The organism is Streptomyces sp. NBC_00386, assembly GCF_036063235.1.
GTDB lineage: Bacteria > Actinomycetota > Actinomycetes > Streptomycetales > Streptomycetaceae > Streptomyces.
In genome coordinates this window covers 6,911,631-6,937,721 of the sequence record NZ_CP107950.1, presented here as the reverse complement: position 1 = coordinate 6,937,721, position 26,091 = coordinate 6,911,631, and the positions used below count along the sequence as shown (strand labels likewise).

Genomic DNA, 26,091 nt, shown 5'->3' with positions numbered 1-26,091 from the left:
CGCGTCCCGGACGCGGCGCCCCTTCGTCGTATGGGGAGAACTCAGCCCTTCTTGGCCGACCCGGCCTCGTCTCGAGCCACGGACCGGTCACCGGACCCGGCCTCGGACTCCTCGCCGGACTCCTTCTCGGACTCCGCCGCGGACGCGGACCCGGCGGACTCCGAGGACGTGGCGGACTTCGAGGACGTGGCGGACTCGGTGACGGTCTCCTTGCCGAGGTCGACCGAGTCGCCCTCGGTCCCGTCCTCGGTCTTGTCCTCAGTCTTGTCGGCGGTCTTGTCGGCCGCGTCCTCGGCGGAGGCGGTCTCGTCGCCCGCGGCGGGCGCGTCCTCGTCGGCGCGGGGCTCCACGATCTCCTCCCGGCCCGGACGCAGCCGGGACGAGATCACGATGTAGACCACCGCGAGGATGAAGACCACCATCGCGGTCCAGTCGTTGAGACGCAGGCCCAGGATGTGGTGGGCGTCGTCGACGCGCATGTACTCGATCCAGCCGCGGCCGACGCAGTAGGCGGCGACGTACAGGGCGAAGGCACGCCCGTGACCGAGCTTGAAGCGGCGGTCGGCCCAGATGACCAGGAATCCGACGCCGACGCACCACAGGGACTCGTACAGGAAGGTCGGGTGGTAGTAGCCGGGGACGCGCCCGTCCGTGGAGGACGTGATGTGCAGCGCCCACGGAAGGTCCGTGGCCTTGCCGTACAGCTCCTGGTTGAACCAGTTGCCCCAGCGCCCGCACGCCTGGGCGAAGGCGATGCCGGGTGCCACGGCGTCGGCCCAGGCGGGCAGCGGAATACCGCGTCGGCGGCATCCGATCCAGGCGCCCAGCGCACCGAGGGCGATGGCGCCCCAGATGCCGAGCCCGCCCTGCCAGATCTTGAAGGCGTCCACCCAGTCACGGCCCTCGCTGAAATACAGCTCGTAGTCCGTGATCACGTGGTAGAGCCGGCCGCCGACGAGGCCGAAGGGCACGGCCCAGACCGCGATGTCGGCCACCGTGCCGGCCCGCCCTCCGCGGGCGATCCAGCGCTTGTTCCCGAGCCAGACGGCAAGGAAGACGCCGATGATGATGCAGAACGCGTAGCCGCGCAGCGGAATGGGGCCGAGGTGCAGCACACCGTGCGACGGGCTGGGAATGTAGGCAAGTTCCATGGCAAGGTCGACGCTACCGTGCCGGACGCCACCGACGGCGGGCAGCCCCGCAACGGGTCCATAACGTGCGGTGCCCCCGGCCCGTGGAGGCGGGGGCACCGGAGCACGCGGAAGCGGCTCAGCCCTTGTTGGCGTCCTGCACCATCTGCTTGAGCTTGGCGGGGGTCATCGACTGGTCCGCGTAGATGTTCTTGCCGCCCAGGAGCACCGTCGGGGTGCCCGAGAATCCGCCGGCCTGGAATGCGGCGTGCGACTTATGGACCCAGCTGTCGTGGGTGCCGTCGTTGACGCAGGCGCGGAAGGCCGGGGTGTCCAGGCCGTCGACCTTGCCGGCGAGCTCGATGAGCTTGGCGTTGTCGGCGAAGGCGTCGTCGGTCTCCTTGGGCTGGTTGTCGTACAGCACGTCGTGGTACTCGCGGAACTTGCCGGCGTCCTGGGCGCACGCCGCGGCGTTGGCGGCCCTGAGGGAGCCGCTGCCGCCCATGTTCCCGTCGATCAGGGTGACGAGGTGGTACTCGGCCTTCAGCTGCCCCGAGTCGGTCAGCTCCTTGATCGTCGGGCGGTACGCCGCCTCGAAGGCCTGGCAGGCCGGGCAGCGGAAGTCCTCCCACACCGTGAGGGTCGACTTGGCGCCGTCCTTGCCGACGGGGATCGCGAGACTGTCCTTGCCGGTGGCGCCCGAGGGCGACACGACCGGACCCGACGTGTCGCTCTTCTTGTCCTTGCCCGAGTTGGCGGCCACCACGCCGATCACGGCCGCCAGGCCGAGGACGCAGATCACCGACGCCCCCACGATCAGCGCCCGCCGGCGCTTGTCCGCGGCCTTCTGCTTCTCTCGCTCGACCGCCAGCCGCTCGCGGGCGTTGCGCTTTCCGTCACGGTTCTTCTCGCTCACATCCGGCAGAACGAACCGGGGAGGCGCAGCGCGCCCCCCCGGTCCAAGGTCCACCCGTTCGGGTGAGCGGATTGTCCGTTACACACGGATCGCCCCAGTCCTGCACGGAGTGGGTCCGCCCGATCGCGTCCGCGCGGACGTGACCGGGCGGATCCGCGCGGATCCGCTCCGTCGCGTCACGCCGTCGTGCGCACACCCTTCGCGAGGTCGGCCGCGAGCTCCCGTACGGCTTCGAGGCCGGCCGCCTCGTCCGGGGCGTCCAGCATCCGCTTCACGAACGCCGAGCCGACGATCACGCCGTCGGCGAAGCCGGCCACCTCGGCGGCCTGCTCGGCGTTGGAGACGCCGAGGCCGACGCAGACGGGCAGCTCGGTGGTGGCCTTCGTACGCGCCACCAGGTCCTGGGCCTGGTGGCCGACCGACGCCCGGGTTCCGGTGACCCCCATCAGCGAGGCCGCGTACACGAAGCCGCTGCCGGCCGCGGTGATCTCGGCGAGCCTGGCGTCCTTGCTGCTGGGCGCGACGACGAAGACGGTCGCGAGGCCGTGCTTCTCGGCGTGCTCCCTCCACAGGGCCGACTCCTGGACGGGCAGGTCGGGCAGGATGCAGCCCGCGCCGCCCGCCTCGGCGAGCTCGGCCGTGAAGCGCTCGACGCCGTAGCGGTCGATCGGGTTCCAGTACGTCATCACGAGGACGGGCTTGCCGGTGGCCTCGAAGGCCTCCCGGACGGTCCGCATCACGTCCGCGATCCTGACGCCGCCGCGCAGGGCGATGTCGTCGGCGGTCTGGATGACGGGGCCGTCGAGGACGGGGTCGCTGTGCGGCAGTCCGACCTCGACGACGTCGGCGCCGCCGTCGAAGACGGCCTTGACTGCCGCGATGCCGCCGTCGACGGTCGGGAAGCCGGCCGGCAGGTACGCGATGAGGGCGGACCGTCCCTCCGCCCTGGCGCCGGCGAGGGTGTCGCTCAACAGCTCGATGTTGCCGCTCACTTGGCGTCCCCCTCGATCTCGGCGTTCTCGCTGTCGGCGTCCGCGGCGACGACCGCGTCGACGCCGTTGTCGTAGAGGCCGAAGTAGCGGGCGGCCGTGTCCATGTCCTTGTCGCCGCGCCCGGAGAGGTTGACGACGATCAGCCCGTCCTTGCCCAGTTCCTTGCCGACCTCCAGGGCCCCGGCGAGCGCGTGGGCGCTCTCGATGGCCGGGATGATGCCCTCGGTGCGGGAGAGCAGCCGCAGGGCCTGCATCGCCGCGTCGTCGGTGACCGCGCGGTACTCGCCCCGGCCGCTGTCCTTGAGGTAGGAGTGCTCGGGGCCGATGCCCGGGTAGTCGAGTCCGGCCGAGATCGAGTAGGGCTCGGTGATCTGGCCCTCCTCGTCCTGGAGGACGTACGACCGTGATCCGTGCAGGATGCCGGGCTCGCCGGCGGTCAGGGTCGCCGCGTGCTCGCCGGTCTCCACGCCGTGCCCGGCGGGCTCGCAGCCGATCAGGCGTACGCCGCTGTCGGGGATGAAGGCGTGGAAGAGGCCGATGGCGTTGGAGCCGCCGCCGACGCAGGCGACGGCGGCGTCGGGCAGCCGTCCGGCGCGCTCCAGGATCTGCCGGCGGGCCTCCACGCCGATGACGCGGTGGAAGTCGCGGACCATGGCCGGGAAGGGGTGCGGGCCGGCGACGGTGCCGAAGAGGTAGTGGGTGTGGTCGACGTTGGCGACCCAGTCGCGGAACGCCTCGTTGATGGCGTCCTTCAGGGTGCGGGAGCCGGACTTCACGGCGATGACCTCGGCGCCGAGCATGCGCATCCGGGCCACGTTCAGCGCCTGTCGCTGGGTGTCGATCTCGCCCATGTAGATGGTGCATTCGAGGCCGAAGAGCGCGCAGGCGGTGGCCGTGGCGACGCCGTGCTGGCCGGCGCCGGTCTCCGCGATGACCCGGGTCTTGCCCATCCGCCGGGTGAGCAGGGCCTGGCCGAGCACGTTGTTGATCTTGTGCGAGCCGGTGTGGTTGAGGTCCTCGCGCTTGAGGAAGATCCTCGCGCCGCCGGCGTGTTCGGCGAAGCGCGGCACCTCGGTGAGGGAGCTCGGGCGTCCGGTGTAGTGGACGAGCAGGTCGTCGAGCTCGCGGGCGAACTCGGGGTCGGCCTTCGCCTTGTCGTACTCGACGGCGACCTCGTCCACGGCGGCGACCAGCGCCTCCGGGATGAACTTGCCGCCGTACGCGCCGAAGTAGCCCTCGGCACTGGGGACTTGACCGTCGGGGTCGGGAATGAAGAACTCGCTGGGCATGCGGACACCTCACAGGGGCGACAGCCCCGGTTACGGGATCGGACAGGGGTCACGGAAGCCGGACGTACCCGCGCTCCGTCGTCACCGGCGCGTTCGGCCGGTGACTCCGCCCGCCCTGCCGCGGGTCCGGCCGCGCACCCGACGGACGTACCGTCGCGAGGACCGGGGTGTGCCGGATTCCGGCTCGGTCCCTTGTGCGGGGTGGATGCGGCCCGGTCCGCCTATGCCGTGGACCCGGCCCGGTCCACGTGTGCGGTGGATACGGCCCGGCCCACCGGTCCGGTGGACTCGGTCCGACGCACCCGTGAGGTGGACCGGACCGGGGAGAGCGTGAGCGCGCGTACGCGCTCGGGCCATCGCATGCCGTTGACCTGACCCGGCTCGTCGCCGATGACGTAACGGACCCGGCGCCCGTGCACGCGGCGTGCCGGTGCACGGCAGCCGCGCGGCCGGCAGCCGCGGGCGAGACGGGCGTAGGGGTCACGGGCCGCCGAAGGCACCGGGAGCACGGCGGCGGAGGGCACGCACAGGCGCCCGTACGGGTCCCCGGGGAGCGGGTGGTGCTCGACGGGCGCCATCGGGCCCTCGGCCTCCGCCCCGGGCCCGGAGGCTCCGGCCCGCGCCCGCGGGAACGCGCCGGCCGGAGCCGGAGCGGCCGACCCCGCGCGCGCCGGTACGCCGTCCGGGCACTGGCCCGGACGGGGTACGGCGGGGGCGAGGATCGGGGCGGACACCGGCAGGTCAGTCCCGTCCGTGCCGCAGGGCGGGGTGGGCGCCCGCGGCCACCAGGTCGGAGACGGCGGTCTTCGGGTCGCGGCCGGTGACGAGGGACTCGCCGACCAGGACCGCGTCGGCGCCCGCGTTGGCGTACGCGATGAGGTCGTGGGGGCCGCGGACACCGGACTCCGCGATCTTGACGAGGTGGTCCGGGATCTCGGGGGCGACCCGCTCGAAGGTCGTGCGGTCGACCTTCAGCGTCTTCAGGTCGCGCGCGTTGACACCGATGATCTTGGCGCCGGCGTCCACCGCGCGCTCGACCTCGTCCTCGTCGTGCACCTCGACCAGCGGCGTGAGCCCGATGGACTCGGCGCGCTCGATGAGGGACTCCAGGGCGGGCTGTTCGAGGGCCGCGACGATGAGCAGGGCCAGGTCGGCGCCGTAGGCGCGGGCCTCCCACAGCTGGTACGACGTGACGATGAAGTCCTTGCGCAGCACCGGGATGTCCACGCGGGCGCGGACGGCCTCCAGGTCGGCGAGCGAACCGCCGAAGCGGCGCTGTTCGGTGAGGACGGAGATGACGGCCGCGCCACCGGCCTCGTAGTCGGCGGCCAGGGCGGCGGGGTCGGCGATCGCGGCGAGCGCGCCCTTGGACGGGCTGGACCGCTTGACCTCGCAGATGACCTTGACGCCGTCGCCGCGCAGGGCGGCCACGCCGTCCTTGGCCGCAGGAGCCTTCGCCGCGCGCTCCTTGAGCTCGTCGAGGCTGACGCGCGCCTGCCGCTCCGCGAGGTCGGCACGGACTCCGTCGATGATCTCGTCGAGCACACTCACGCGAGCGGCCCCCTTCCCTGCGGTGGACGGTTGAAGCGGTCGGGCGGACCCGGGTGCAACCGTCTCTGACGGATAAGTCGGGTCACTGCGATGGTATCCGGAGGATGGCGTAGCCCTCGCATCCGGTTGACGCCGGTCCCATTACCTGGACATTTGTCATTTGATCAAGGGTGCAGCCAGCCACCGGACGGCAGGTTCCGGACCACGGTGAAGACCAGCGTCAACGCGCCCAGGCTCCACAGGTGGACCGGTCCGGGATCGAGCCGCGCCGGGTGTCCGCGCACCACACGGATCACCCAGACGGCCCACAGCACCGCGAACGCCAGGTAGCCGCCGACGGCGAGCGCGTTGTCCGTGAGCGCCGTGGCGAGGTCCCCGTGCACGAAGGCGTGCGCGCTGCGCAGACCGCCGCAGCCGGGGCAGTACAGGCCCGTGAGGCGTAGCAGCGGGCAGACGGGGTAGTGGCCGGGCTGATTGGGGTCGACGGCCCCGACGTACGCGAAGGCACCGGCGACGGCCGCGAGCAGCCCGCCGGGAACGGCCAGCCGCCGCGCCGCGCCCGCATCCGGCCCGGTCCGCGTCACCCTCCGGGTTTCGGCGTTCACGCGACGCATTCTGCCTCCCGCGCGGGCCGGGCGCTCGCCCGGGTACGCGGAAGGCGGCCCCGGCAGGTGTGCCGGGGCCGCCTTCCGTACAGCCTCAGTGGGTCAGGCGTCGGCGCCCACGGTCGAGCGCGCCGTGTTCGCGGGGTGCGGGGCGGCCTTCGGCTGGCCGAGGCCCATGCTCCGCATGAGCATGCCTACGACACCGCCGAGGACGACGACGACCATGCCGGCCCAGAAGCCCAGCGGTTCGGCCTTGACCATGAAGGCACCCGCGACGCAGAAACCGATGAAGGCGATGATGACACCGGTCCAGGCGGCCGGGGTGTGACCGTGGCTGCTGCCCGCCATGACTTGCTCCTCGTTGCTGTATGCGTGTGTGAGTCGGACACTCACCGCCCATTGTCCCGTACGCACGGGTCCGCCGTGAGCGGGGGGTCACTCCTCGCGTGCCGGTCCTGCCGGGTCACGGCGAAGGACCCGGGGCACAGGACCCCCGGACTACGGACCTAAGTCCCGGCCGGGTCGGGGCCGGTGGGGTCCTCGCCGCGGTCGAGTGCCTTCCAGAGGTCCTCGGGGCGGTCCGGGTCGACCGGCTTGGCCTTGCGGGGCCGGGGCCTGCCGTCCCGCTCGTAGCGGCCGGACATGGCGGGCCACGAGCGGCCGTGGCGCAGCGCGAGCAGCCCGGCCAGCAGGATGAGCGCGCCGGCCGCCGCGGTCACGTACGGCCAGACGGTGTGGCCGATCCCGGCCGCGGTGGCGGCGGTGTTGCCGGAGGCGGCGGCGGCCCGCTCGTCGAGGGCGGAGCTGTCGTCCGCGCCGAGGACGGAGGCGACGACGATGCCGGCGCCGGAGAGCGCGAGCAGCGCGGAGACCAGGAGGCGGCCGGAGCGGCGGACGGCGAAGACGGCGACGAGCGCGGCGAGGCCGACTATCGCGAGCGCCGCGGGCACACCCGTGACGTCGCTGCCCTTGGCGGTCAGCGGGAAGGCTCCGCCGGCCACGGTCGCGGTCCCCGTCGCCCAGCTCTGCCGGGTGGACAGCAGGGCCACGGCCGCGCCGAGCGCGCCGCTCAGGAGGGTCACGGCAAGGCTGCGGCGGCCGGACCGGGCGGGTCCCGCGGCTTCGGATCGGGGGTGAGGTACAGCAGTCACAGACCCCACTATCGCCTGAACCCCGGGCGAACCGTCATCCGGGGTTACGTGAGCCTCGTCCTATTCGGGCGCGGTTCGCACGAGTCGTACGGCTCCGGACGGGCCCTGGCCGTACGCCGGGCGTTGCTCCAACTGCCCGTCACCGGACCGCGCGAGCCGGTCCGGTGGCCCCGGCCGGCCCCGCACGCGCCCGTCGTGCCACCGCCCGGGGCCGTCCGGCAACCCCTGGTACCCGGGGCGGCCGGTCGTGCTAATTCCCGAGGCGGTTCGCGGTGTGGACGGCGCGCAGCACCGCCGCCGCCTTGTTGCGGCACTCGTCGTCCTCCGACGCCGGGACCGAGTCGGCGACGATGCCGGCGCCGGCCTGGACGTAGGCCGTGCCGTCGCGCAGCAGGGCCGTACGGATGGCGATGGCGGTGTCGGAGTCGCCGGCGAAGTCGAGGTAGCCGACGCAGCCGCCGTACAACCCGCGCCGGGACGGCTCCAGTTCGTCGATGATCTGCATCGCGCGCGGCTTGGGCGCGCCGGAGAGGGTTCCGGCGGGGAAGCAGGCGGTGAGCACGTCGAAGGCCGTACGGCCCGCGGCGACCCGGCCGGTCACGGTGGAGACGATGTGCATCACGTGCGAGTACCGCTCGATGGACATGAAGTCGACGACCTCGACGGAGCCGGGCTCGCAGACCCGTCCGAGGTCGTTGCGTCCCAGGTCGACGAGCATGAGGTGCTCGGCGCGCTCCTTGGGGTCGGCGAGCAGCTCGTCGGCGAGGGCCTGGTCGTCCTGGACGGTCGCGCCGCGCGGCCGGGTGCCCGCGATGGGGTGCACCATGGCCTGTCCGCCCTCGACCTTGACCAGGGCTTCCGGGGAGGAGCCGACGACGTCGAAGCCGTCGAAGCGGAACAGGTACATGTACGGCGAGGGGTTGGTCGCCCGCAGGACGCGGTAGACGTCCAACGCGCTGGCCGTGCAGGGGGTTTCGAAGCGCTGGGAGGGGACGACCTGGAAGGCCTCGCCGGCCCGGATGCGCTCCTTGATGTCCTCGACGGCGTCCTGGAAGTCGGGGCCGCCCCAGAGCGCGGTGTACTCGGGGAGTTCGGAGGGCGGGAGCGCCGCGGGCGGCTGGGACACCGCCCGCGAGAGGTCGGCCTCCATGGCGTCGAGGCGGGCGACGGCGTCCGCGTACGCCTCGTCGACGCCGGTGTCCAGGTCGTTGTGGTTGATCGCGTTGGCGATCAGCTGGACGGAGCCGTCCCAGTGGTCCAGGACTGCCAGGTCGCTGGTGAGCAGCATGGTCAGCTCGGGCAGCTTCAGGTCGTCCCGCTCTCCGGGGCCGATCTTCTCCAGGCGGCGCACGATGTCGTAGCCCAGATAGCCGACCATGCCGCCGGTGAACGGGGGCAGTCCCTCGCCCTGCGGGGTGTGCAGCGCCTCGATGGTGGCGCGCAGGGCCGCGAGCGGGTCGCCGTCCACGGGGACGCCGACAGGCGGGGTGCCGAGCCAGTGCGCCTGTCCGTCCCGCTCGGTGAGGGTCGCGGCGGAGCGGACGCCCACGAAGGAGTAGCGGGACCAGGACAGGGAGGTGCGGCCGTTCTCGGCGGATTCGAGCAGGAACGTGCCGGGGCGCTCGGCGGCCAGTTTGCGGTAGAGCGCGACCGGCGTGTCGCCGTCCGCGAGCAGTTTGCGGCTGACGGGGACGACACGGCGGTCGGTGGCCAGCTTGCGGAACGTCTCGAGGTCCATGACGGCTGACCTTACTGATTCCCGGCCGGTGCGCCGGAATCGGCGTCCTCGGTCCTGTCGCCGCCGTCCTTCAGCAGGACATCGGCGTCGAAGCAGGTGCGGGCGCCGGTGTGGCAGGCGGCGCCCACCTGGTCGACGCGCACGAGGACGGTGTCGGCGTCGCAGTCCAGGGCCACGGACCTGACGTGCTGGAAGTGGCCGGAGGTGTCGCCCTTGACCCAGTACTCCTGGCGGCTGCGCGACCAGTAGGTGCAGCGGCCCGTGGTGAGGGTGCGGTGCAGCGCCTCGTCGTCCATCCAGCCGAGCATCAGCACCTCACCGGTGTCGTACTGCTGGGCGATGGCGGGGACGAGTCCGTCGGCGCTGCGCTTGAGGCGGGCGGCGATCTCGGGGTCCAGGCTGCTGGCGGGAGGCGTGCTGGTCATGGGTGCCATTGTGCCGCGCCGGACCGTCCCGCCCGGCCGTTGTCCACAGGCCGGACCTCGGTGCCCGTCCACAGGCGGGACCGGCGGGCCGCGCCGCGCTCTCCACTGGGCGGGGCGACCGCCCGGTCGTAGGCTGGCTGACATGTCGACCCATGCGAAGCGCGAACGGCTCCTTCTGGCCGATCTGTTGGAAGCCGTGGGACCGGACGCCCCCACCCTGTGCGAGGGCTGGAACAGCCGGGATCTCGCCGCGCACGTGGTGGTGCGCGAGCGCCGCCCCGACGCCGCCGGCGGTCTCGTCGTCAAGCAGCTCGCGCCCCGTCTGGGGCGGGTGATGGCGGAGTTCGCCGAGAAGCCGTACGAGGAGTTGATCCGGCTCATCCGTACGGGGCCGCCGCGGTTCTCCCCGTTCACCCTGAAGCAGTTGGACGAGGCGTCGAACGTGGTGGAGTTCTACGTCCACACCGAGGACGTGCGACGCGCGCGGCCGGACTGGAAACCGCGCGAGCTGGACGCGGTGTTCCAGGAGGCCCTGTGGTCGCGCCTGGACCGAACGGCCCGGCTGATGGGCCGCGGCGCTCCGACGGGTGTGGTCCTGCGCCGCCCGAACGGTCAGACGACGGTGCTGAACAAGGGAACGCCGGTGGTGACGGTGACCGGCGAGCCCTCGGAGCTGCTGATGTTCGCGTTCGGCCGGCAGAGCGTGGCGGACGTCGAACTGGACGGCGACAAGGACGCCGTCGCCAAGCTCCACGAGGCGAGGCAGCTGGGAATCTGAGAACCCCGGGCCGCCGGCCCGCTCCGGCCCCGCGTCACCTGACCGCGAGGACCCGCGTCGCCGGACCGCCGGAGCCCACGTCGCCGGACCGCCAGGACCCGCGTCGCCCGGCCGTCGAGGCCCGCTTCGCCGGGGCTCGGGGACCTTCCGGCCACCGGTGGTCTGCCGCCGTCCGTCCTCCTGTCGGCCAACCGGTCAACCGGTCAACCGGGGAGTTCGGCACGCCGCAGGTCCCGTACGCCCAGGGCGAGGACGCCACCGAGGCCGCACACGGCGGCGCTGGTGACGAAGACGGGCCCGGTGCCCCACCAGCCGATCGCGGCGGCGGTCAGCGGCATGCTGAGGGGCGCGAGGCCCAGGCTGACAATCCCGCCGACGGCAGTGACCCGGCCCAGGTAGGCGGGGTCGGACCGGGTCTGGAGGAGTGCCCCGCACAGGGCTCCGCTGAGCCCGGCGAGCAGGCCGATGACGAGGGCGACACCGACGGCCGCGGCGACGCTGGACACGAAGGCGAGCGCGCCGATCGCGACGGAGCCGCCCAGGATGGCCACGGCTGCGACGGTCCCCGCGCGCGGCAGCCGTCCGCGCAGCGTCAGCAGCAGCCCGGCGGCTCCCGCACCGACGCCGAAGGCCGCGAGCACCCAGCCCATCCCGGACGCGCCCCAGTCGCGCCGGTCGGCGAGCAGGGTCAGTCCCACGTTCAGCGGTCCCACGAAGCCGAGGTCGCCGAGGGCGATGGCGGCGATGAGCGGGGCGAGGACGCGGTGGCCTCGGATGTAGCGCAGCCCGTCGAGGAGGTCGCGCCAGGCGGTGCGGTCCGCCGGGTCCGCAGCATCGCCCGGGGGCAGTTCCCGCATGCGCACGGAGATCAGCAGCGGCACCGACACGGCGATGAGCAGGCCGGCCAGCGCGAACGCCGTGGCCGCGCCGCCGAGGGCGACGGCGAGGCCGCCGAGCGGGGCTCCCAGCACATTGGCGGAGCGGATGGCGAGTCCCCGCATGCCCTGTACCCGGGCGAGCTGGTCGCGTCCGGTGACACGGGCCGGGAGGGCGCCCACGGCGGGCATGAACACGGCGTCGACGATGCCGAAGACGACGGCGAGCAGGGCCAGCAGCCACAGCCCGGGACTGGCAGCGAAGAGCAGCGCGGCGACCGCCAGCACGGTCGCGCAGCGCACCGCGTCACTGCCGATGACGACCTTCCGCGGCCCGAACCTGTCGGCGACCACTCCCCCGCCCAGCATCAGCAGGGCCCGCGGTACGGCGCTGACGGACATCACGAGCCCGGCCTGGGAGGGGCTGCCGGCCTGGACGGCGGCCCAGGACAACGCGATGTAGTAGACGTTGTCGCCGATCATCGACGAGGTGTAGGCGCCGAGCCAGCGCAGGACGTTGCCGTCGCGGTGGGCGGCCTTGCCGGGAGCGTGCGCGGTCGTCCGGGCGGGGCCGGGTATGACGGTCGCGGTCACGGGGCCGGGTCCTTTCGGGGCGGACGTGCTCTCGGGTTCAGACACGGAACGGGAATCCGTAGACGTGCAGGGCGACGTTCTCGCGCCCTGCGGTGTCCCCGGCCGCTTCGTCCGCGCGGCCCTTCTCGTCGTACTTCCTGATGACGGCGAGCAACTCGTCCCGCAATTCACTCAGCTGGGCCGCCGTCAGCCGCAGCGTGGCCTCCGCGTCGGCCGCGGCGTCGTTCCACTCCGTCGGCCAGGCGGCTCGTTCGTCGAGGTAGCGCCGGTACAGGTCGCTGCGCTGGTCGTGGTAGAGCCGGGTGAAGGCGAGATGGGCCGCCTCCCGCTCGGGCGCGTCCCGGAAATCGACGCCCCGGACGCTGACGCCGTCGGACGCCGGCTGCCACCACCGCTCGCGGCCGTCGCCGCTGCGCGGCTCGGCCTCCTCGATCAGCCCGTGCTCGGCGAGCTTGCGCAGGTGGTAGCTGACGAGCGACGGCGCTTCGTCGACCTGCTCACCCAGCTGGGAAGCGGTGGCCGCGTCCGCGACGAGCAGGGCGCGGTACAGGCGCATGCGCAGGGGGTGTCCGAGGGCTTTGAGCGTGCCCACGTCCGTGATCCGGCGGTTCTCCTTGCTTGCCATGAGCCGACCCTAGATATGAAAGAAAAGTTGCGCAACTAAAATTGCGCAACTTTTCTTTCACGTCTGGTCGGCGCGGCGAACGCTGCGCGGGAGCCTCTCCGCCGGGCCGTCGGCCCGGCGGAGAGGCGACCCTGCGGAGAGGCGGCCCGGCGGGCAGGTCACGGATCGAGCAGAGAATGCGCCGCCAGGGCCAGGGACAGCTCGACGACGTCCGCGGGCCGGGTCAGGGAGCGGCCGGTGAGCTGTTCGCAGCGGCGCAGCCGGTTCAGGACCGTGTTGCGGTGGCAGTAGAGGCGGCCCGCGGCCCGCTGGGCGGAGCCATCGCAGGCGAGCCAGACCGTGAGGGTGTCCAGCATGATGTCCCGGTCGGACAGGTCCAGCCGCAGCAGCGGCCCGAGAACCCGCTCCGACAGCGCCGCGCCGAGGGCCGGAGCGGAGACGACGAGCGCGGCGGGCAGATGCTCCTCCAGTACGACGGTTCCGCCGACGCGCGGGCAGGCCCGCAGTGCCGTGTCGGCCAGGCGACGGGCGTCGCCGATCGCCGCGAGCCCCTCCACGACCGGGCTCACACCGACCCGGGCCACCGGCGGGGCGGTCAGCCGGCGGGCGATCTCCCCGGCGTCCACGTCGGGCCCGTGCGTCCCGGGGTGCTCCCCGCCCCGGCCGTCCGCGCCGCCGGGACCCGCCTCGGCCGCCGGAGCGGAGCCCGGCCCGTGGCCCGCGCCAAGGAGCCCGCCGTCGTGGCCGCGGCCGGGCTGCTCCCCGTCGTGGGGGCGGTCGCCGAGCAGGACGATGCCGTAGCTGCCCCCACTGTCCCGGTCACGGTCGCGGTACCAGAGGACCCGCAGGCCGGAGAGGCTCACCTGGCCGCGTACGTCCGTGAACGCGCGGCCGGACGGCAGGCGGGCCAGCACCACCGCGTACCGGCCGTGTTCGGGAAGCCCCAGGGCGGCGGCCGTGGCCGGCAGATCGGCGATCCGGGCGGTGCCGTCGAGGAGCGCGGCCGTCATCAGCCGCAGCCGGTTCTCCCGGCGCCACATCAGCTCGCGCTCGGTCTGGCGGTAGGCGTCGGCGACCACGGCGCAGTGGTCGTCGACGAAGTTCCAGACATCGGCGGCCACATGCACGAGCAGACGGGCGTCGGAGGGATGGCGGCGGGTCGTCTCGTCGACGAGCTCCTGCCAGATCATGCCGCCGCCCAGCCGGAAGGCGCGCAGCAGTGCGTCCAGCGGAAGGCCGCGTTCGGCGCGGGCCCTGCCGATGGCCCAGGAACAGCGGTGGGCGGCCTCGCGCAGTTCACCGGGCTGGATCAGGGATCCGACGTTGAGCCGCAGCGAGCGCCGCACCTCGTCGCGAACGCTCTCCGCGTCCGCCTCCATGGCCGCGCGGTACGCGGGTTCGCGCGCCACCAGGAGGTCCACCAGGCGTTCGCCGAGTTCGGGCAGCCCCGCCATCAGCGCCCGGGCGGCGCGGTGCAGCACCGCGAGCGCCTCCGCGTCGACGGCCGGGCGGGCGGCCGGTACCGGGGACCGGGTTCCGGGCTGAGACCGGACATGGGCGGGTACGAGGTGCTGCATCGCTGTCCTCCACCGGAGTCGGCTCGGTCGGGGCTGCCCCGCCGGCCGACGCGCGGCACACGGGTGCTCCGGACCTCCTGATCCCGCAGGATGACATACCTACTGGTCGGTACCTAGAGGTGTGCGGTGGTCTTCTCGGCCCGGTCCACCAGACGGGACAGTTCGACGCGGGAGCGGACCCCCAGAGCGGCGAAGACATTGCGCAGGTGGTGGTCCACGGTGCGGGTGCTCACGGACAGGCGCAGCGCCACCTCGCGATTGGTTGCCCCCTCCGCCACACAGCGGGCGATCCGAAGTTGCTGGGGCGTCAGAAGCGTGAGCTGACCTGCCGGTTCGCCCGGCCCGGCGTCTCCGGTGGCCCGCAGTTCGGCCCGCGCCTGCGTGGCCCAGCCGAGTGCCCCGCCCCGCTCGAAGGACACCAGCGCGTCCCGCAGCCGGCCGCGCGCCTCACCGGGTCTGCGCCTGCGTCGCAGCCAGCCGCCGTAGAGGAGTTGGGTGCGGCCGCGTTCAAAGTCCCCGGCCACCTCGTCGTGCCGGGCCAGCGCGGCGGCGAACAGCGCCTCGCATTCCTCGGGGCCGCTCAACAGCGCACGGCAACGCGCGAGTTGAGCGGGGGCCTGGGGGTCGGCGCCCTGCGCGGCCCAGCGCGCGAACTCGCCCACGGCCGACCGGGCGGCCTCCGTCTGTCCCGTGCGGGCCGCCGCTTCCACGAAGCAGGGAACGGCGAGCATCCGTACCGCGAAGTGACCGCGGCGCGGGCCGGCGCCGACCAGGGGACCGAGCCGCGCCGCGGCCTCGGGGAGCCGGCCGCGGGCCAGGTCGGCGCGGGCGCGTGCCCACTGGGACAGCGTGGCCGCCTGCGCGAGTCCATGGGCCGCCGCGACACGTTCGGCGGCCGCGGCGTGCTCCGCGACGGCCTCCGGAGAACCCTCCACGGACGCCACCAGCGCGAGAATCGCGTGGTGGTGCGCCGCGAGGTTGTCCTGACCGGCGCCGAGGGCCGTGCGCAGACCGTCCTCGGCGTGGGCGCGGGCACGGGCGTGGCGGCCGGCCCGCAGCTCTCCGTAGGCAAGCCGCTCCAGCGCCTGGGCGACCAGGATGTACGGGCCCCGGGCCCTGGCCACGGCGAGGGCCCGGGAGTTGGCGCGAGCGGCTGCGTCGAGGTCGCCGACGACGAGGGCCGCGCTCCCGGCCCGCAGCAGGGCTTCCGTGCCGTCGAGCACCCCGGCCGCGGCGCCCGCTCCGGCCACCACCTCCCGCAACGGCTGCCGTCCGCTGTCCAGGCGGCCGTGCATCACCGCGGACATCCCCGCCCGGTACGCCGCGAGCAGCGGGTCGGATCCCGGCCGGGCGGGACCCCCGTCCAGGGCTTCCACGCATGCCGCCACGTCCCCCATCGCCCAGGACGCCTCGACGGCGGCGAGCCGCGCGGTCTGGGCGAGGTGCGCGTCGACGGGAGCCAGCGACTCGCCGGCCAGCAGCAGTGCTTCGCGGGCGTCGGCGACCGGGCCGTCCTGCAGCGCGAGCAGCCCGCTCACCCGCTGGGCCGCGCCGCGCACGGAACCGGCCGGACCCTCGCACCCGGCCCGCGCGAGCAACTCCCGCGCACGGTGCGGCAGTCCGGCCAGCCGGGCCTGGTCGGCGGCGTTGACCAGGCGGGCGGCGCGCAGCCCCTGGCAGACGGCGAGTTCGGCGGACCGCGCCCAGGCCGCCGAGCGCTCCGCGTGCGTCGGTCCGCCGTCCGGCGGCTCCGCCGCGGCGGCCAGCGCGTCGCCGAGGCCCGGTGCGGGGGCGACGGCCGCCGAGGCCCGGTGGAAGAGGACCGGCAGGGCGTGCGGGCCCCCGGCGTGGGCGTCGGCCAGCAGCCGGTGCGCCGCACGCCTACGGGCGGGCGGGACGGCGGCGTATACGGTGCCGGCCAGGCCGGGATCGACGAGCTGGACACGGCCTCCGGCAAGGCGGATCAGTCCCGCGTCCTCCGCCGCATCGAGGGCGTCCGCGTCGAGTCCGCCCGCTCCGGCCGCCCCGACGATCACCGCGGCGTCCGCCCCGGCGCCCCTCGCGTCCCGCTCCCGCTCGGCCGCCACCAGCAGCAGCAGACCCGTCGGACCCCCGCCCAGGACACCCGGCTCCGGGCACCCGCCCCCGCCCCCACCGGGCGCCGCACCGGGCACGGCCCCTTCCCGGGCCTCCGGCACCGGCGGCCGGGGCCCGGCCGCCGGGCGTGCCACCTCGGGCACACCGGACGGGCGGGGCGCGTTCGTCGGGCGAGGCTCGTCCGGTTGCGGATCGTGCCCCGGGGTGAGCGGCCGGCCGGGGGCGCGGCGCTGGTCCGAACGGTCCGGCCCGTCCGGCTCATCCGGCTCATCCGGCTCGTCCGGCGTGTGCCGGACGAGCAACGGTAATGAGCTCCGGGCCGCCGTCCGGAGGAGACTTGGCACAGTCGCGTTTCCCGTCACGACCGTCACGTTACTTCCGCGTAAACGATGGCGGAAGCCCCGCGTTCGCTTGCGAGACTGGGCCCGGAAAGCCCATCCGACCTGGGAAGACAAGGCCCTCGCGGGGACGGCGGGTGGGCAGACTCCCAGGCCCGGCCGGCCAGGCTTGTGCGCCCGCACAACGGCCGCGGCTCCCTCGCGGGCGCCGCGGCCGGACACACACGTGACGGCCGCCGGAGAACGGCGGCCGTCACCCCGCACGGACCGGGCCCGCACGCACCGGCCCCGTGGACCGGCCGTGCGGGACAGACCGTGCGGGACGGGTCAGGAGGTGTGCGGGCAGTTGCCCCGGTACTCGGCGATCGTCAGGGACGCCTGCGGCAGCGGGCAGAGGAACTGCTCGTAGCGGGTGTCATTGTCGATGAACCGCTTCAGCCACGAAATGCTGTACTTCGCGATCGTGGTGTTCGAGCTGTTGGGCGTGAAGTGGGTGGCGCCCCTGAGTTCCAGGTACGCCTTGTCGAGCGTGCTCGGCAGACTGGCGTAGAAGGGCTCGGAGTGGGTGGCCACCGGCGCGATCGTGTCGCCGTCGGCGCCCACGATCAGGGTCGGCGTCTTGATCTCCGGCCAGGTGGTGTCCAGGTTCCAGCCGGTGAGCGGGATCGCCGCCTGGAGCGAGGGACGGCTCTTCGCGGCCTCCAGCGTGCCGCCGCCGCCCATCGAGTGGCCCATCACGCCGAGCCGGCTGCTGTCGATCCTGGTCCGGACGGAACTGCTCTGGGTCAGGTAGTCGAGCGCGGCCAGCAACTGCCGGCCGCGGCTGTCGGGCTGGTCGAGGGTGGTGAGGGTGTCGATGGTGAACACCACGAAGCCCTGGGAGGCGAGCCGGGGCCCGAGCCAGGAGATGGACGACTGGTAGGCGGTGTACCCGGGTGAGATGACGACCGCCCCGAAGGTGCCGTCGGCGGTCGAGGTCGGGTAGTAGACGGTTCCGCCACCGAAGCCGCTCACGGACAGCGAGGAGACGGTGGTCTGGGAGACGGCGTACGACCCGCGCGCGGCCTCGATACTGGCGTTCGTGGGGGCGGGGCCGCGCTCGTACGGGTTCGCGGCGGCCTGTGCCGAGACGGCCGGTGCTCCGGCGACGGCCTGCGCTCCGGTGGCCTGCGCGGCGACGAGGCCGCCCGCGGCCAGGAGCACCGCGAGACCGGCCCGCGCCAGACGGCTCGTGAGCCGGTGCGGGCGGCGGGGGGACGGATCGGGGCCGACGGGTGCGGCGGGGAAGGGGCGGTTCGGCTGCTGCACGGTGGATGCATCCTCTCGGTGAGGGAGGACGGACCCGCGCCGCGGTCGGAACGCCGCCCTGGCATGGGTGTCGGAAGGCGCACGCTGCGATGACGGCGGGGGTCCGTCTCGGTGGTTGCGGTGGCAACTGTCCGCCCCGGAACCGGCCCGTACATCGGCAGAATCACCGGTCTTGGCCCACCGCGCCCCTGCGCCCCGCCGGGCCTCCCCCACCGGGGCGAGGCTTCACGGTGCGGCGGCAGGCGCCCCCTTTCCCGCGAAGCGGCCTCCCCGGGACACGACCGCGCGGGCCCCACGCCGGCCACGGAACACGGCGAACGGCCCGTACCCGGCAGCGGAGGCTGCCCGGGTACGGGCCCGTGACGGAGACCGCGACGAAGGCCGTACGCGGCTGTGAAAGCCGCCGGTGGGGCCGGCTAGCGGACGGGATGCCCCGCCGCGCGCAGGGTTTCCTTGACCTCGCCGATCCGCAGGTCGCCGAAGTGGAAGACGGACGCGGCCAGCACCGCGTCGGCGCCCGCCCCGATGGCCGGCGGGAAATGGTCGAGCCGGCCCGCTCCGCCGCTGGCGATCAGCGGAACGGTGACGTGCTTGCGTACGGCCTCGATCATCTCGATGTCGTAGCCGTCCTTCGTGCCGTCGGCGTCCATCGAGTTGAGCAGGATCTCGCCCGCGCCCAGCTCGGCGGCCCGGTGGGCCCACTCGACGGCGTCGATGCCGGTGCCCTGGCGGCCGCCGTGGGTGGTCACCTCGAAGGAACCGCTCCCGGTCCTGCGCGCGTCCACCGACAGCACGAGCACCTGCCGCCCGAACCGCTCCGCGATCTCCCGGATGAGGTCGGGACGGGCGATGGCGGCCGTGTTGACACCGACCTTGTCGGCGCCGGCCCGCAGCAGCTTGTCGACGTCCTCGGCGGTACGGACACCGCCGCCGACCGTCAGCGGGATGAAGACCTGCTCGGCCGTGCGACGCACCACGTCGTACGTGGTCTCACGGTTGCCCGAGGACGCGGTGATGTCCAGGAACGTGAGCTCGTCGGCGCCCTCGGCGTCGTACACCTTGGCCATCTCGACGGGGTCGCCCGCGTCGCGCAGGTTCTGGAAGTTGACGCCCTTGACGACCCGGCCGTTGTCCACGTCCAGGCAGGGAATCACTCGGACCGCCAGCGTCATGACTGAGCTTCTCCCCGCTCTGTGGTGTCCTCGCCGGACCGTGCGCCGCGGTCCTCGCCGGACCGTTCCGTACGGTCCCCGTCCGGACGGAACGCCTCCACCTCGACCTCGACCACCAGCCGCGGGTCCACCAGACCCTCGACAATGATCATGGATGCGGCAGGGCGGATGTCGTCGAACAGCGCCTTGTGGGCGCGGCCAACATCCTCAACGTCCCGGGCATGGGTGATGTGCATATGTGTGCGGACAACATCCTCGCGGCCCAGGCCGAGCTGCTCCAAGGCCGCGAACGCGGCGCCGAAGGCGTTGACCGCCTGCTCGTACGGGTCGCCCTCGACGACATCGCCGTCGACCACCGAGGTGCAGCCGGACACCAGCACCAGTCCGTTCGGCAGCTCCACCGCGCGGGAGTACCCGAAGGCCTCCTCCGAGGGCGCGCCGGTCGAAAATCGGCGTACGGCGCTCACCGGCCTACCGCCGCCAGGGCCTCTTCCAGGGTGAACGCCTTGGCGTACAGGGCCTTGCCGACGATCGAGCCCTCGACGCCGAGCGGTACGAGTTCGGCGATGGCGCGCAGGTCGTCCAGCGACGACACACCGCCGGAGGCCACCACCGGGCGGTCGGTCACCGCGCAGACGTTGCGCAGCAGCTCCAGGTTCGGGCCCTGGAGCGTGCCGTCCTTGGCGATGTCCGTCACCACGTAGCGGGCGCAGCCCTCGGAGTCGAGCCGCGCCAGCGTCTCGTAGAGGTCGCCGCCGTCGCGGGTCCAGCCGCGGCCGCGCAGGGTCGTGCCGCGGACGTCGAGGCCGACCGCGATCTTGTCGCCGTGCTCGGCGATGACCTTGGCGACCCACTCGGGGGTCTCCAGGGCGGCGGTGCCGAGGTTGACGCGGGTGCAGCCGGTGGCGAGAGCGGCGGCGAGCGTCTCGTCGTCTCGGATGCCGCCGGACAGTTCGACCTTGATGTCCATCGCCCCGGTCACCTCGGCGATCAGCGCGCGGTTGTCGCCGGTGCCGAACGCGGCGTCCAGGTCGACGAGGTGCAGCCACTCGGCACCGGCGCTCTGCCAGGCCAGGGCGGCCTCCAGCGGGGAGCCGTAGGAGGTCTCGGTCCCGGACTCGCCGTGCACGAGGCGGACGGCCTGGCCGTCGCGGACGTCGACGGCGGGGAGGAGTTCGAGCTTGCTCACAGTGTTCCGATCCAGTTGGTGAGGAGCTGGGCTCCGGCGTCGCCGGACTTCTCGGGGTGGAACTGGGTGGCCCACAGGGCGCCGTTCTCGACGGCCGCCACGAAGGGCTTGCCGTGCGTGGACCAGGTCACCAGGGGTGCGCGCAGCAGCGGGTTGCCGACTTCCAGCGACCAGTCGTGGACGGCGTAGGAGTGGACGAAGTAGAACCGCGCGTCGGCGTCGAGGCCCGCGAAGGCCTCGGAGCCCTCCGGGGTGTCGACGGTGTTCCAGCCCATGTGGGGCACGACGTCGGCCTCCAGCGGTCCGACCGTGCCCGGCCACTCGTCGAGGCCCTCGGTCTCCACGCCGTGCTCGATGCCGCGGGTGAAGAGGATCTGCATGCCGACGCAGATGCCCATGACGGGGCGCCCGCCGGACAGCCGACGGCCGATGATCCAGTCGCCTCGCGCCTCCCTGAGGCCCTGCATGCAGGCGGCGAAGGCGCCGACGCCCGGAACCAGCAGCCCGTCCGCGTTCATCGCGGTGTCGAAGTCGCGGGTGATCTCGACCTCGGCGCCCGCGCGGGCGAGGGCGCGCTCGGCGGAGCGTACGTTCCCGAAGCCGTAGTCGAAGACGACGACCTTCCTGGACGCGCTCAACTCCAGACCTCCAGCCTCATGACGCCCGCGACGAGGCACATCGCGGCGCCGATGGAGAGCAGGACGACGAGGCTCCTGGGCATGTCCTGCTTGACGAAGGAGTAGATCCCTCCGGCGAGGAAGAGACCGACGACGATGAGAATGCTGGAAAGGCCTGTCACAGTGCGCCCTTAGTGGAGGGGAGGATGCCGGCTGCGCGCGGGTCGCGCTCGGAGGCGTAACGCAGGGCCCGGGCCAGCGCCTTGAACTGGCACTCCACGATGTGGTGCGCGTTGCGTCCGTAGGGGACGTGCACGTGCAGGGCGATCTGGGCCTGGGCGACGAAGGACTCCAGGATGTGCCGGGTCATCGTCGTGTCGTACTCGCCGATCATCGGCGCCATCTTCTCGGGCTCGGTGTGCACGAGGTAGGGGCGGCCGGACAGGTCGACGGTGACCTGGGCGAGCGACTCGTCCAGCGGGACGGTGCAGTTGCCGAAGCGGTAGATGCCCACCTTGTCGCCGAGTGCCTGCTTGAAGGCGGCGCCGAGGGCGAGGGCGGTGTCCTCGATGGTGTGGTGCGAGTCGATGTGCAGATCGCCCTCGGTCTTCACGGTCAGGTCGAACAGACCGTGCCGGCCGAGCTGGTCGAGCATGTGGTCGTAGAAGCCGACGCCGGTGGCCACGTCGACCTTGCCGGAGCCGTCGAGATCGATCTCGACGAGGACCGACGTCTCCTTCGTCACCCGCTCCACGCGTCCTACGCGGTTCATGCGCTCTGCTCCTTCGGGGATGTGGGGTCGTCCCCCACAGAGCCCAGTAGTTCACGTACCGCGTCGAGGAACGCGTCGTTTTCCTTCGGGGTTCCGGCGGAGACCCGCAGCCACCCCGGTACGCCGTTGTCCCGGACCAGGACGCCCTGGTCGAGGATCGCGCGCCAGGCCGCGTGGGTGTCGGCGAACCGTCCGAACTGCACGAAGTTCGCGTCCGACTCGGTCACCTCGCAGCCCATCGCGCGCAGTTCGATGACCAGCCGGTCCCGTTCGGCCTTCAGCTGCTCCACGTATCCGAGCAGGGTGTCGGTGTGTTCCAGGGCGGCCAGCGCGGTCGCCTGGGTGACGGCCGACAGGTGGTAGGGCAGCCGGACGAGCTGGACGGCGTCCACGACCGCCGGGTGGGCGGCGAGGTAGCCGAGGCGCAGTCCCGCCGCGCCGAAGGCCTTCGACATCGTCCGGGAGACGACGAGATTCGGCCGTCCTTCCAGCAGCGGCAGCAGCGAGTCGCCGTGGCTGAACTCGATGTACGCCTCGTCGATCACGACCATCGACGGCTTCGCCGCCTGGGCGGCCTCGTAGAGCGCGAGGACCGTCCCGGGCGGGACCGCGTTGCCCGTGGGGTTGTTCGGGGTGGTGATGAAGACGACGTCCGGCCGGTTCTCGGCGATCGCCCGCTCGGCGGCGACGAGGTCGATGGTGAAGTCCTCGTTGCGCGGGCCCGAGATCCAGGCCGTGCCCGTGCCGCGCGCGATGAGCGCGTGCATCGAGTACGACGGCTCGAAGCCGATCGCGCTGCGGCCGGGTCCGCCGAAGGTCTGGAGCAGTTGCTGGATGACCTCGTTCGAGCCGTTGGCGGCCCAGACGTTCTCGACGCCGACCGGGTGCTTGCCGGTCTTCGTCAGATAGGCGGCCAGCTCGGTGCGCAGCTCCACCGCGTCGCGGTCGGGGTAGCGGTTGAGGCCGCGGGCGGCCTCGCGGACCCGCTCGGTGATCCGCTCGACGAGCGCCTCGGGCAGCGGGTAGGGGTTCTCGTTGGTGTTCAGGCGTACGGGGACGTCCAGTTGGGGTGCGCCGTAGGGGGTCTTGCCGCGCAGTTCGTCCCGTACGGGGAGATCGTCGATGCCGGTCACTTGCCCTCGGGTACCTTCCAGCCGAACCTCGCCTTGATCGCCGCGCCGTGCGCGGGCAGGTCCTCCGCCTCCGCCAGCGTCACCACGTGATGGGCGACGTCGGCGAGCGCGTCCTTCGTGTAGTCGACGATGTGGATGCCGCGCAGGAAGGACTGGACGGACAGGCCCGAGGAGTGACAGGCGCAGCCGCCGGTGGGCAGGACGTGGTTGGAGCCCGCCGCGTAGTCGCCGAGCGAGACCGGGGCCCAGGGGCCGACGAAGATCGCTCCGGCGTTCCTGACCCGGTCGGCGACCGCCGCCGCGTCCGCGGTCTGGATCTCCAGGTGCTCGGCGCCGTACGCGTCGACGACCCTGAGGCCCTCGTCGACGCCGTCGACGAGGACGATCGCGGACTGCCTGCCGCTCAGGGCCGGGACGATCCGGTCGTCGATGTGCTTGGTGGCCGCGACCTGCGGCTCCAGCTCCTTCTCCACGGCGTCCGCGAGGTCCGGCGAGTCGGTGACCAGGACGGCGGCGGCGAGCGGGTCGTGCTCGGCCTGGCTGATCAGGTCGGCGGCGATGTGCGCGGGGTCGGCGGTGTCGTCCGCGAGGACCGCGATCTCGGTCGGGCCGGCCTCGGCGTCGATGCCGATCCGGCCGGTGAAGTAGCGCTTGGCCGCGGCGACCCAGATGTTGCCCGGCCCGGTGACCATGTCGGCGGACGGGCAGGACTCGGTGCCGTAGGCGAACATCGCGACGGCCGTGGCGCCACCGGCCGCGTACACCTCGTCGACGCCGAGCAGGGCGCAGGCGGCGAGGATCGTCGGGTGCGGCAGGCCGCCGAACGCGGACTGGGCCGGGGAGGCGAGCGCGATGGACCCGACGCCGGCTTCCTGTGCCGGGACCACGTTCATGATCACGGATGACGGGTACACCGACCGGCCGCCGGGCGCGTACAGCCCGACCCGGCCGACCGGCACCCACTTCTCGGTGACCGAGCCTCCGGGCACGACCTGGGTGGTGTGCGTCGTACGGCGCTGTGCGCGGTGGACGAGACGGGTGCGGCGGATCGACTCCTCCAGGGCCGCGCGCACGGCGGGGTCGAGCTGCTCCAGGGCGTCGGCGAGGGCCCGGGCCGGGACGCGTACGGACTCCAGCCGTACTCCGTCGAACTTCTCCGCGTAGTCGATCAGCGCCGCGTCGCCCCGATGATGTACGGCCTCGCAGATCGGTCGCACCTTCTCCAGGGCGGCCGAGACGTCGAAGTCGGCTCGGGGCAGCAGGTCGCGCAGGGCGGGGCCCTCGGGGAGGGCGTCGCCGCGCAGATCGATTCGGGAGATCACGGACTCAATTCTCTCAGACGGCGGCAGGGCGCCGGACGCCTGTATCAGTGGCTGATACAAGCCACCTTCGCCTCCGCGGAAGATCCTCCTTCACCAGGAGCGTTCACGCCGTCACTGAACGGGCATTGCACGAACGTACGAACCCGCGAGTAGCCGGGGAGGAAGTGAGGTGCCGTGACCGATGGTGCCGGCCTGCGTACCGGGGACCTGCCGGACGAGCTGACCGCCGCCGAGGCGGGGATGTGGCAGGCCTTCCGCAACGGCAGCGCGTACGACCTGCGCAACGGGGACACGGCCGTCGACGATCCGCACGGCGGCCGTCCCTGGGGGCCCGAGCGCAGTGTCCGGGCCCGGATAGTGGCCTGGCTGCTGCTCGACGGGCCGCCCGCCCTCCAGGGCCGGGTCCCCTCCCTGAAGCTGACGGGCGTACGGATCACCGGTGTGCTCGACCTCGCGGGCGGCACGGTGGTGCCGTACGTGGAGCTGAAGGGGTGCCGGTTCGAGAAGGAGGTGCTGCTGCCGGAGTCCCGGTTCACGACGCTGCGGCTGGTGGACTGCGCGGTGCCCCGGCTGGAGGCGGCCCGGCTGCACACCGAGGGCGATCTGCATCTGCCGCGCTGCCGCTTCCACAACGGGGTACGGCTGACCGACGCGCACATCGGGACGGATCTGCTGCTCAACCAGGCGGTGGTCTACCGGGACCGGCGCGGGCGTTCGATCACCGGCGACGGCATGACCGTCGGCCAGGACCTCCAGGCCGAGATGCTGGAGTCGCACGGCGAACTCAGTCTGCGCGGCGCGACCGTCGGCGTGTCGCTGAGCCTGCGCGGCAGCAGGCTCAGCAACCCGTACACCCGGCTCGCCCTCAACGCCCCTCAGCTCACCGTCAACCGCACGCTCTACATGACCCCCGCGGGCCTCGGCAATCCGCTGATGACCAGCGGCACCACACCGGCGCGCGGCACCCTGGTGCAGCGGTTCGAGTGCCAGGGCGGGATCCGTCTGGACGACGGGCGCTTCGGGGACGCGGTCGACTTCGACCGGGCCCGCTTCACCTTCGACGACGACCAGGAACTGTCGCTGCTGCGGGTGCAGACGCCCGAGCTGCGCTTCCTCGGCGACCGGCCCGAACGCGGCAAGGTCGTGCTGTCCGGCGCGCGGATCGTCAACCTGGTCGACCGGGCGTCGAGCTGGCCGGGCCCCGGCAGCCTGCACATGGGCGGCTTCACGTACGAGAACCTGGTCCCGCAGGGTGCCTTCCCGCTGACCCGGCGCCTGGAGTGGGTGGCGGCGGCCACCGCCGAGTACGCCCCCGAGCCGTACGAGCGCCTCGCCGCCGTGCTGCGCGACTCCGGTGAGGACGAGGACGCCCGCGAGGTGCTGCTCGCCAAGCAGCGCCGCCGCCGCGAGACCCTGCCGCTGGCCGCCAAGTTCTGGGGCTACGCGCAGGACATGACGGTCGCCTACGGATACCGTCCCGGGCGCGCCGCCCTGTGGATGGCGGTGCTGTGGGCGGCGACGTCGGTCGCCTTCGCGCACGCCGAGCACCGGCCGGTCAACACCGACGGGCACCCCGCGTGGAACGCCTCGCTCTACGCCCTTGACCTGCTGCTGCCGGTCATCGACCTGGGCCAGGCAGGCTTCTGGCAACTGCGCGGCGGCTGGCAGTGGCTGGCCGCGGCGGTGGTTCTGCTCGGCTGGGTCCTGGCGACGACGGTGGCCGCCGGCGCCACCCGGCTGCTGCGCCGCGGCTGACGTCACCCGGTCGCAGCGCAGGCACCGCCCCCCCCGTCGTCGCACAGGCATCGCCCAGTCATGGCGCAGGCATCGCGCAGTCATGGCACGGACGTCGCACGGACGCCCGCGTCGTTCGCACGGACGTTCATGTTCGGCGCAC

At 73.1% G+C, this 26,091-nt stretch carries 26 protein-coding genes; 2 read left to right on the top strand and 24 right to left on the bottom strand.

Going from position 1 to position 26,091, the window contains the following annotated elements:
- Positions 1-41: 41 nt before the first annotated feature.
- The 11 genes from lgt to hisI all read right to left on the bottom strand — a co-directional run bounded on the left by lgt (position 42) and on the right by hisI (position 9,797).
- Positions 42-1,151, bottom strand: a complete 1,110-nt coding sequence (lgt, locus tag OG780_RS30420) for a prolipoprotein diacylglyceryl transferase (RefSeq protein ID WP_328453516.1) — start codon at positions 1,149-1,151, stop codon at positions 42-44.
- 118 nt (positions 1,152-1,269) lie between these two features.
- Positions 1,270-2,046 carry a DsbA family protein gene (locus OG780_RS30415; protein WP_328453514.1) on the bottom strand — a complete coding sequence of 259 codons (777 nt, stop codon included), beginning with the start codon at positions 2,044-2,046 and terminating at the stop codon, positions 1,270-1,272.
- A 176-nt stretch (positions 2,047-2,222) separates the two neighbouring features.
- On the bottom strand, positions 2,223-3,038 hold the full coding sequence (trpA, locus tag OG780_RS30410; RefSeq protein WP_328453512.1) for a tryptophan synthase subunit alpha: 816 nt from the start codon (positions 3,036-3,038) through the stop codon (positions 2,223-2,225).
- The gene (trpB, locus tag OG780_RS30405; RefSeq protein WP_328453510.1) at positions 3,035-4,327 is read right to left on the bottom strand and encodes a tryptophan synthase subunit beta; all 1,293 of its coding nucleotides are present in this window, start codon (positions 4,325-4,327) and stop codon (positions 3,035-3,037) included. The genes trpA and trpB overlap by 4 nt, the downstream gene beginning before the upstream one ends.
- A 221-nt stretch (positions 4,328-4,548) precedes the next feature.
- Positions 4,549-5,061, bottom strand: a complete 513-nt coding sequence (gene trpM, locus OG780_RS30400; protein WP_328453508.1) for a tryptophan biosynthesis modulator TrpM — start codon at positions 5,059-5,061, stop codon at positions 4,549-4,551.
- Positions 5,062-5,068: 7 nt separating this feature from the next.
- The gene (trpC, locus tag OG780_RS30395) at positions 5,069-5,878 is read right to left on the bottom strand and encodes an indole-3-glycerol phosphate synthase TrpC (protein ID WP_326788348.1); all 810 of its coding nucleotides are present in this window, start codon (positions 5,876-5,878) and stop codon (positions 5,069-5,071) included.
- A 164-nt stretch (positions 5,879-6,042) separates the two neighbouring features.
- Entirely contained in the window at positions 6,043-6,492 is a 450-nt protein-coding gene (locus tag OG780_RS30390) for a DUF2752 domain-containing protein (RefSeq protein ID WP_328453506.1), read from the bottom strand.
- 93 nt (positions 6,493-6,585) lie between these two features.
- The gene (locus OG780_RS30385) at positions 6,586-6,831 is read right to left on the bottom strand and encodes an HGxxPAAW family protein (RefSeq protein WP_326788346.1); all 246 of its coding nucleotides are present in this window, start codon (positions 6,829-6,831) and stop codon (positions 6,586-6,588) included.
- 158 nt (positions 6,832-6,989) lie between these two features.
- Positions 6,990-7,643: a TIGR02234 family membrane protein gene (locus tag OG780_RS30380; protein ID WP_328453503.1), complete on the bottom strand. Its 654-nt coding sequence runs from the start codon at positions 7,641-7,643 to the stop codon at positions 6,990-6,992.
- A gap of 241 nt (positions 7,644-7,884) precedes the next feature.
- Positions 7,885-9,372 (bottom strand): anthranilate synthase component I, encoded by a 1,488-nt coding sequence (locus OG780_RS30375; RefSeq protein ID WP_328453501.1) that lies wholly within the window; start codon positions 9,370-9,372, stop codon positions 7,885-7,887.
- Between the two features lie 11 nt (positions 9,373-9,383).
- Positions 9,384-9,797 (bottom strand): phosphoribosyl-AMP cyclohydrolase, encoded by a 414-nt coding sequence (gene hisI / locus OG780_RS30370; RefSeq protein WP_328453499.1) that lies wholly within the window; start codon positions 9,795-9,797, stop codon positions 9,384-9,386.
- Between the two features lie 142 nt (positions 9,798-9,939).
- Between hisI and OG780_RS30365 the strand changes: the two genes are divergently transcribed.
- Positions 9,940-10,575: a TIGR03085 family metal-binding protein gene (locus tag OG780_RS30365; RefSeq protein WP_328453497.1), complete on the top strand. Its 636-nt coding sequence runs from the start codon at positions 9,940-9,942 to the stop codon at positions 10,573-10,575.
- Between the two features lie 203 nt (positions 10,576-10,778).
- On the opposite strand, the gene OG780_RS30360 is transcribed toward OG780_RS30365, so the two are convergent.
- The 13 genes from OG780_RS30360 to hisD all read right to left on the bottom strand — a co-directional run bounded on the left by OG780_RS30360 (position 10,779) and on the right by hisD (position 24,194).
- A complete protein-coding gene (locus OG780_RS30360) occupies positions 10,779-12,044 on the bottom strand; it encodes an MFS transporter (protein WP_328453495.1) in 1,266 nt (421 codons plus the stop codon).
- Positions 12,045-12,081: 37 nt separating this feature from the next.
- Positions 12,082-12,669 (bottom strand): ArsR/SmtB family transcription factor, encoded by a 588-nt coding sequence (locus OG780_RS30355; RefSeq protein ID WP_328453493.1) that lies wholly within the window; start codon positions 12,667-12,669, stop codon positions 12,082-12,084.
- 158 nt (positions 12,670-12,827) lie between these two features.
- Positions 12,828-14,246, bottom strand: a complete 1,419-nt coding sequence (locus tag OG780_RS30350) for a PucR family transcriptional regulator (protein WP_328453491.1) — start codon at positions 14,244-14,246, stop codon at positions 12,828-12,830.
- Positions 14,247-14,359: 113 nt separating this feature from the next.
- The gene (locus OG780_RS30345) at positions 14,360-16,420 is read right to left on the bottom strand and encodes a LuxR C-terminal-related transcriptional regulator (RefSeq protein ID WP_328453489.1); all 2,061 of its coding nucleotides are present in this window, start codon (positions 16,418-16,420) and stop codon (positions 14,360-14,362) included.
- A gap of 588 nt (positions 16,421-17,008) precedes the next feature.
- Complete coding sequence (bdeA, locus tag OG780_RS30340) at positions 17,009-17,989, bottom strand: bis(hydroxyethyl) terephthalate hydrolase (RefSeq protein WP_443062235.1); 981 nt, start codon at positions 17,987-17,989, stop codon at positions 17,009-17,011.
- A 416-nt stretch (positions 17,990-18,405) separates the two neighbouring features.
- The gene (hisF, locus tag OG780_RS30335) at positions 18,406-19,161 is read right to left on the bottom strand and encodes an imidazole glycerol phosphate synthase subunit HisF (protein ID WP_328453487.1); all 756 of its coding nucleotides are present in this window, start codon (positions 19,159-19,161) and stop codon (positions 18,406-18,408) included.
- Positions 19,158-19,628, bottom strand: coding sequence for a RidA family protein (locus tag OG780_RS30330; protein WP_443062234.1), 471 nt, complete (start codon positions 19,626-19,628; stop codon positions 19,158-19,160). Before OG780_RS30330 ends, hisF begins: the two co-directional genes overlap by 4 nt.
- Positions 19,625-20,350: a bifunctional 1-(5-phosphoribosyl)-5-((5-phosphoribosylamino)methylideneamino)imidazole-4-carboxamide isomerase/phosphoribosylanthranilate isomerase PriA gene (gene priA / locus OG780_RS30325; protein WP_328453485.1), complete on the bottom strand. Its 726-nt coding sequence runs from the start codon at positions 20,348-20,350 to the stop codon at positions 19,625-19,627. The genes OG780_RS30330 and priA overlap by 4 nt, the downstream gene beginning before the upstream one ends.
- On the bottom strand, positions 20,347-20,994 hold the full coding sequence (hisH, locus tag OG780_RS30320) for an imidazole glycerol phosphate synthase subunit HisH (RefSeq protein WP_328458486.1): 648 nt from the start codon (positions 20,992-20,994) through the stop codon (positions 20,347-20,349). The genes priA and hisH overlap by 4 nt, the downstream gene beginning before the upstream one ends.
- Positions 20,985-21,149: a hypothetical protein gene (locus tag OG780_RS30315; protein ID WP_326788335.1), complete on the bottom strand. Its 165-nt coding sequence runs from the start codon at positions 21,147-21,149 to the stop codon at positions 20,985-20,987. Before OG780_RS30315 ends, hisH begins: the two co-directional genes overlap by 10 nt.
- Positions 21,146-21,739: an imidazoleglycerol-phosphate dehydratase HisB gene (gene hisB / locus OG780_RS30310; RefSeq protein ID WP_266757720.1), complete on the bottom strand. Its 594-nt coding sequence runs from the start codon at positions 21,737-21,739 to the stop codon at positions 21,146-21,148. Before hisB ends, OG780_RS30315 begins: the two co-directional genes overlap by 4 nt.
- Entirely contained in the window at positions 21,736-22,872 is a 1,137-nt protein-coding gene (locus tag OG780_RS30305; protein ID WP_328453481.1) for a histidinol-phosphate transaminase, read from the bottom strand. The genes hisB and OG780_RS30305 overlap by 4 nt, the downstream gene beginning before the upstream one ends.
- Positions 22,869-24,194 (bottom strand): histidinol dehydrogenase, encoded by a 1,326-nt coding sequence (gene hisD, locus OG780_RS30300; protein ID WP_328453479.1) that lies wholly within the window; start codon positions 24,192-24,194, stop codon positions 22,869-22,871. The genes OG780_RS30305 and hisD overlap by 4 nt, the downstream gene beginning before the upstream one ends.
- Positions 24,195-24,368: 174 nt before the next feature.
- Here hisD and OG780_RS30295 point away from each other — a divergent pair, with 174 nt between their 5' ends.
- Positions 24,369-25,949, top strand: a complete 1,581-nt coding sequence (locus OG780_RS30295; protein ID WP_328453477.1) for an oxidoreductase — start codon at positions 24,369-24,371, stop codon at positions 25,947-25,949.
- The last annotated feature ends 142 nt before the right edge of the window (positions 25,950-26,091 follow it).

What these genes read in the sequence shown, in the direction of transcription:
- lgt (WP_328453516.1), bottom strand. Translation starts at nt 1,151, where the DNA reads ATGGAACTTGCCTACATTCCCAGCCCGTCGCACGGTGTGCTGCACCTC.
- trpB (WP_328453510.1), bottom strand. Translation starts at nt 4,327, where the DNA reads ATGCCCAGCGAGTTCTTCATTCCCGACCCCGACGGTCAAGTCCCCAGT.
- OG780_RS30390 (WP_328453506.1), bottom strand. Translation starts at nt 6,492, where the DNA reads ATGCGTCGCGTGAACGCCGAAACCCGGAGGGTGACGCGGACCGGGCCG.
- OG780_RS30385 (WP_326788346.1), bottom strand. Translation starts at nt 6,831, where the DNA reads ATGGCGGGCAGCAGCCACGGTCACACCCCGGCCGCCTGGACCGGTGTC.
- OG780_RS30375 (WP_328453501.1), bottom strand. Translation starts at nt 9,372, where the DNA reads ATGGACCTCGAGACGTTCCGCAAGCTGGCCACCGACCGCCGTGTCGTC.
- hisI (WP_328453499.1), bottom strand. Translation starts at nt 9,797, where the DNA reads ATGACCAGCACGCCTCCCGCCAGCAGCCTGGACCCCGAGATCGCCGCC.
- OG780_RS30365 (WP_328453497.1), top strand. Translation starts at nt 9,940, where the DNA reads ATGTCGACCCATGCGAAGCGCGAACGGCTCCTTCTGGCCGATCTGTTG.
- OG780_RS30355 (WP_328453493.1), bottom strand. Translation starts at nt 12,669, where the DNA reads ATGGCAAGCAAGGAGAACCGCCGGATCACGGACGTGGGCACGCTCAAA.
- OG780_RS30350 (WP_328453491.1), bottom strand. Translation starts at nt 14,246, where the DNA reads ATGCAGCACCTCGTACCCGCCCATGTCCGGTCTCAGCCCGGAACCCGG.
- hisF (WP_328453487.1), bottom strand. Translation starts at nt 19,161, where the DNA reads ATGACGCTGGCGGTCCGAGTGATTCCCTGCCTGGACGTGGACAACGGC.
- hisB (WP_266757720.1), bottom strand. Translation starts at nt 21,739, where the DNA reads ATGAACCGCGTAGGACGCGTGGAGCGGGTGACGAAGGAGACGTCGGTC.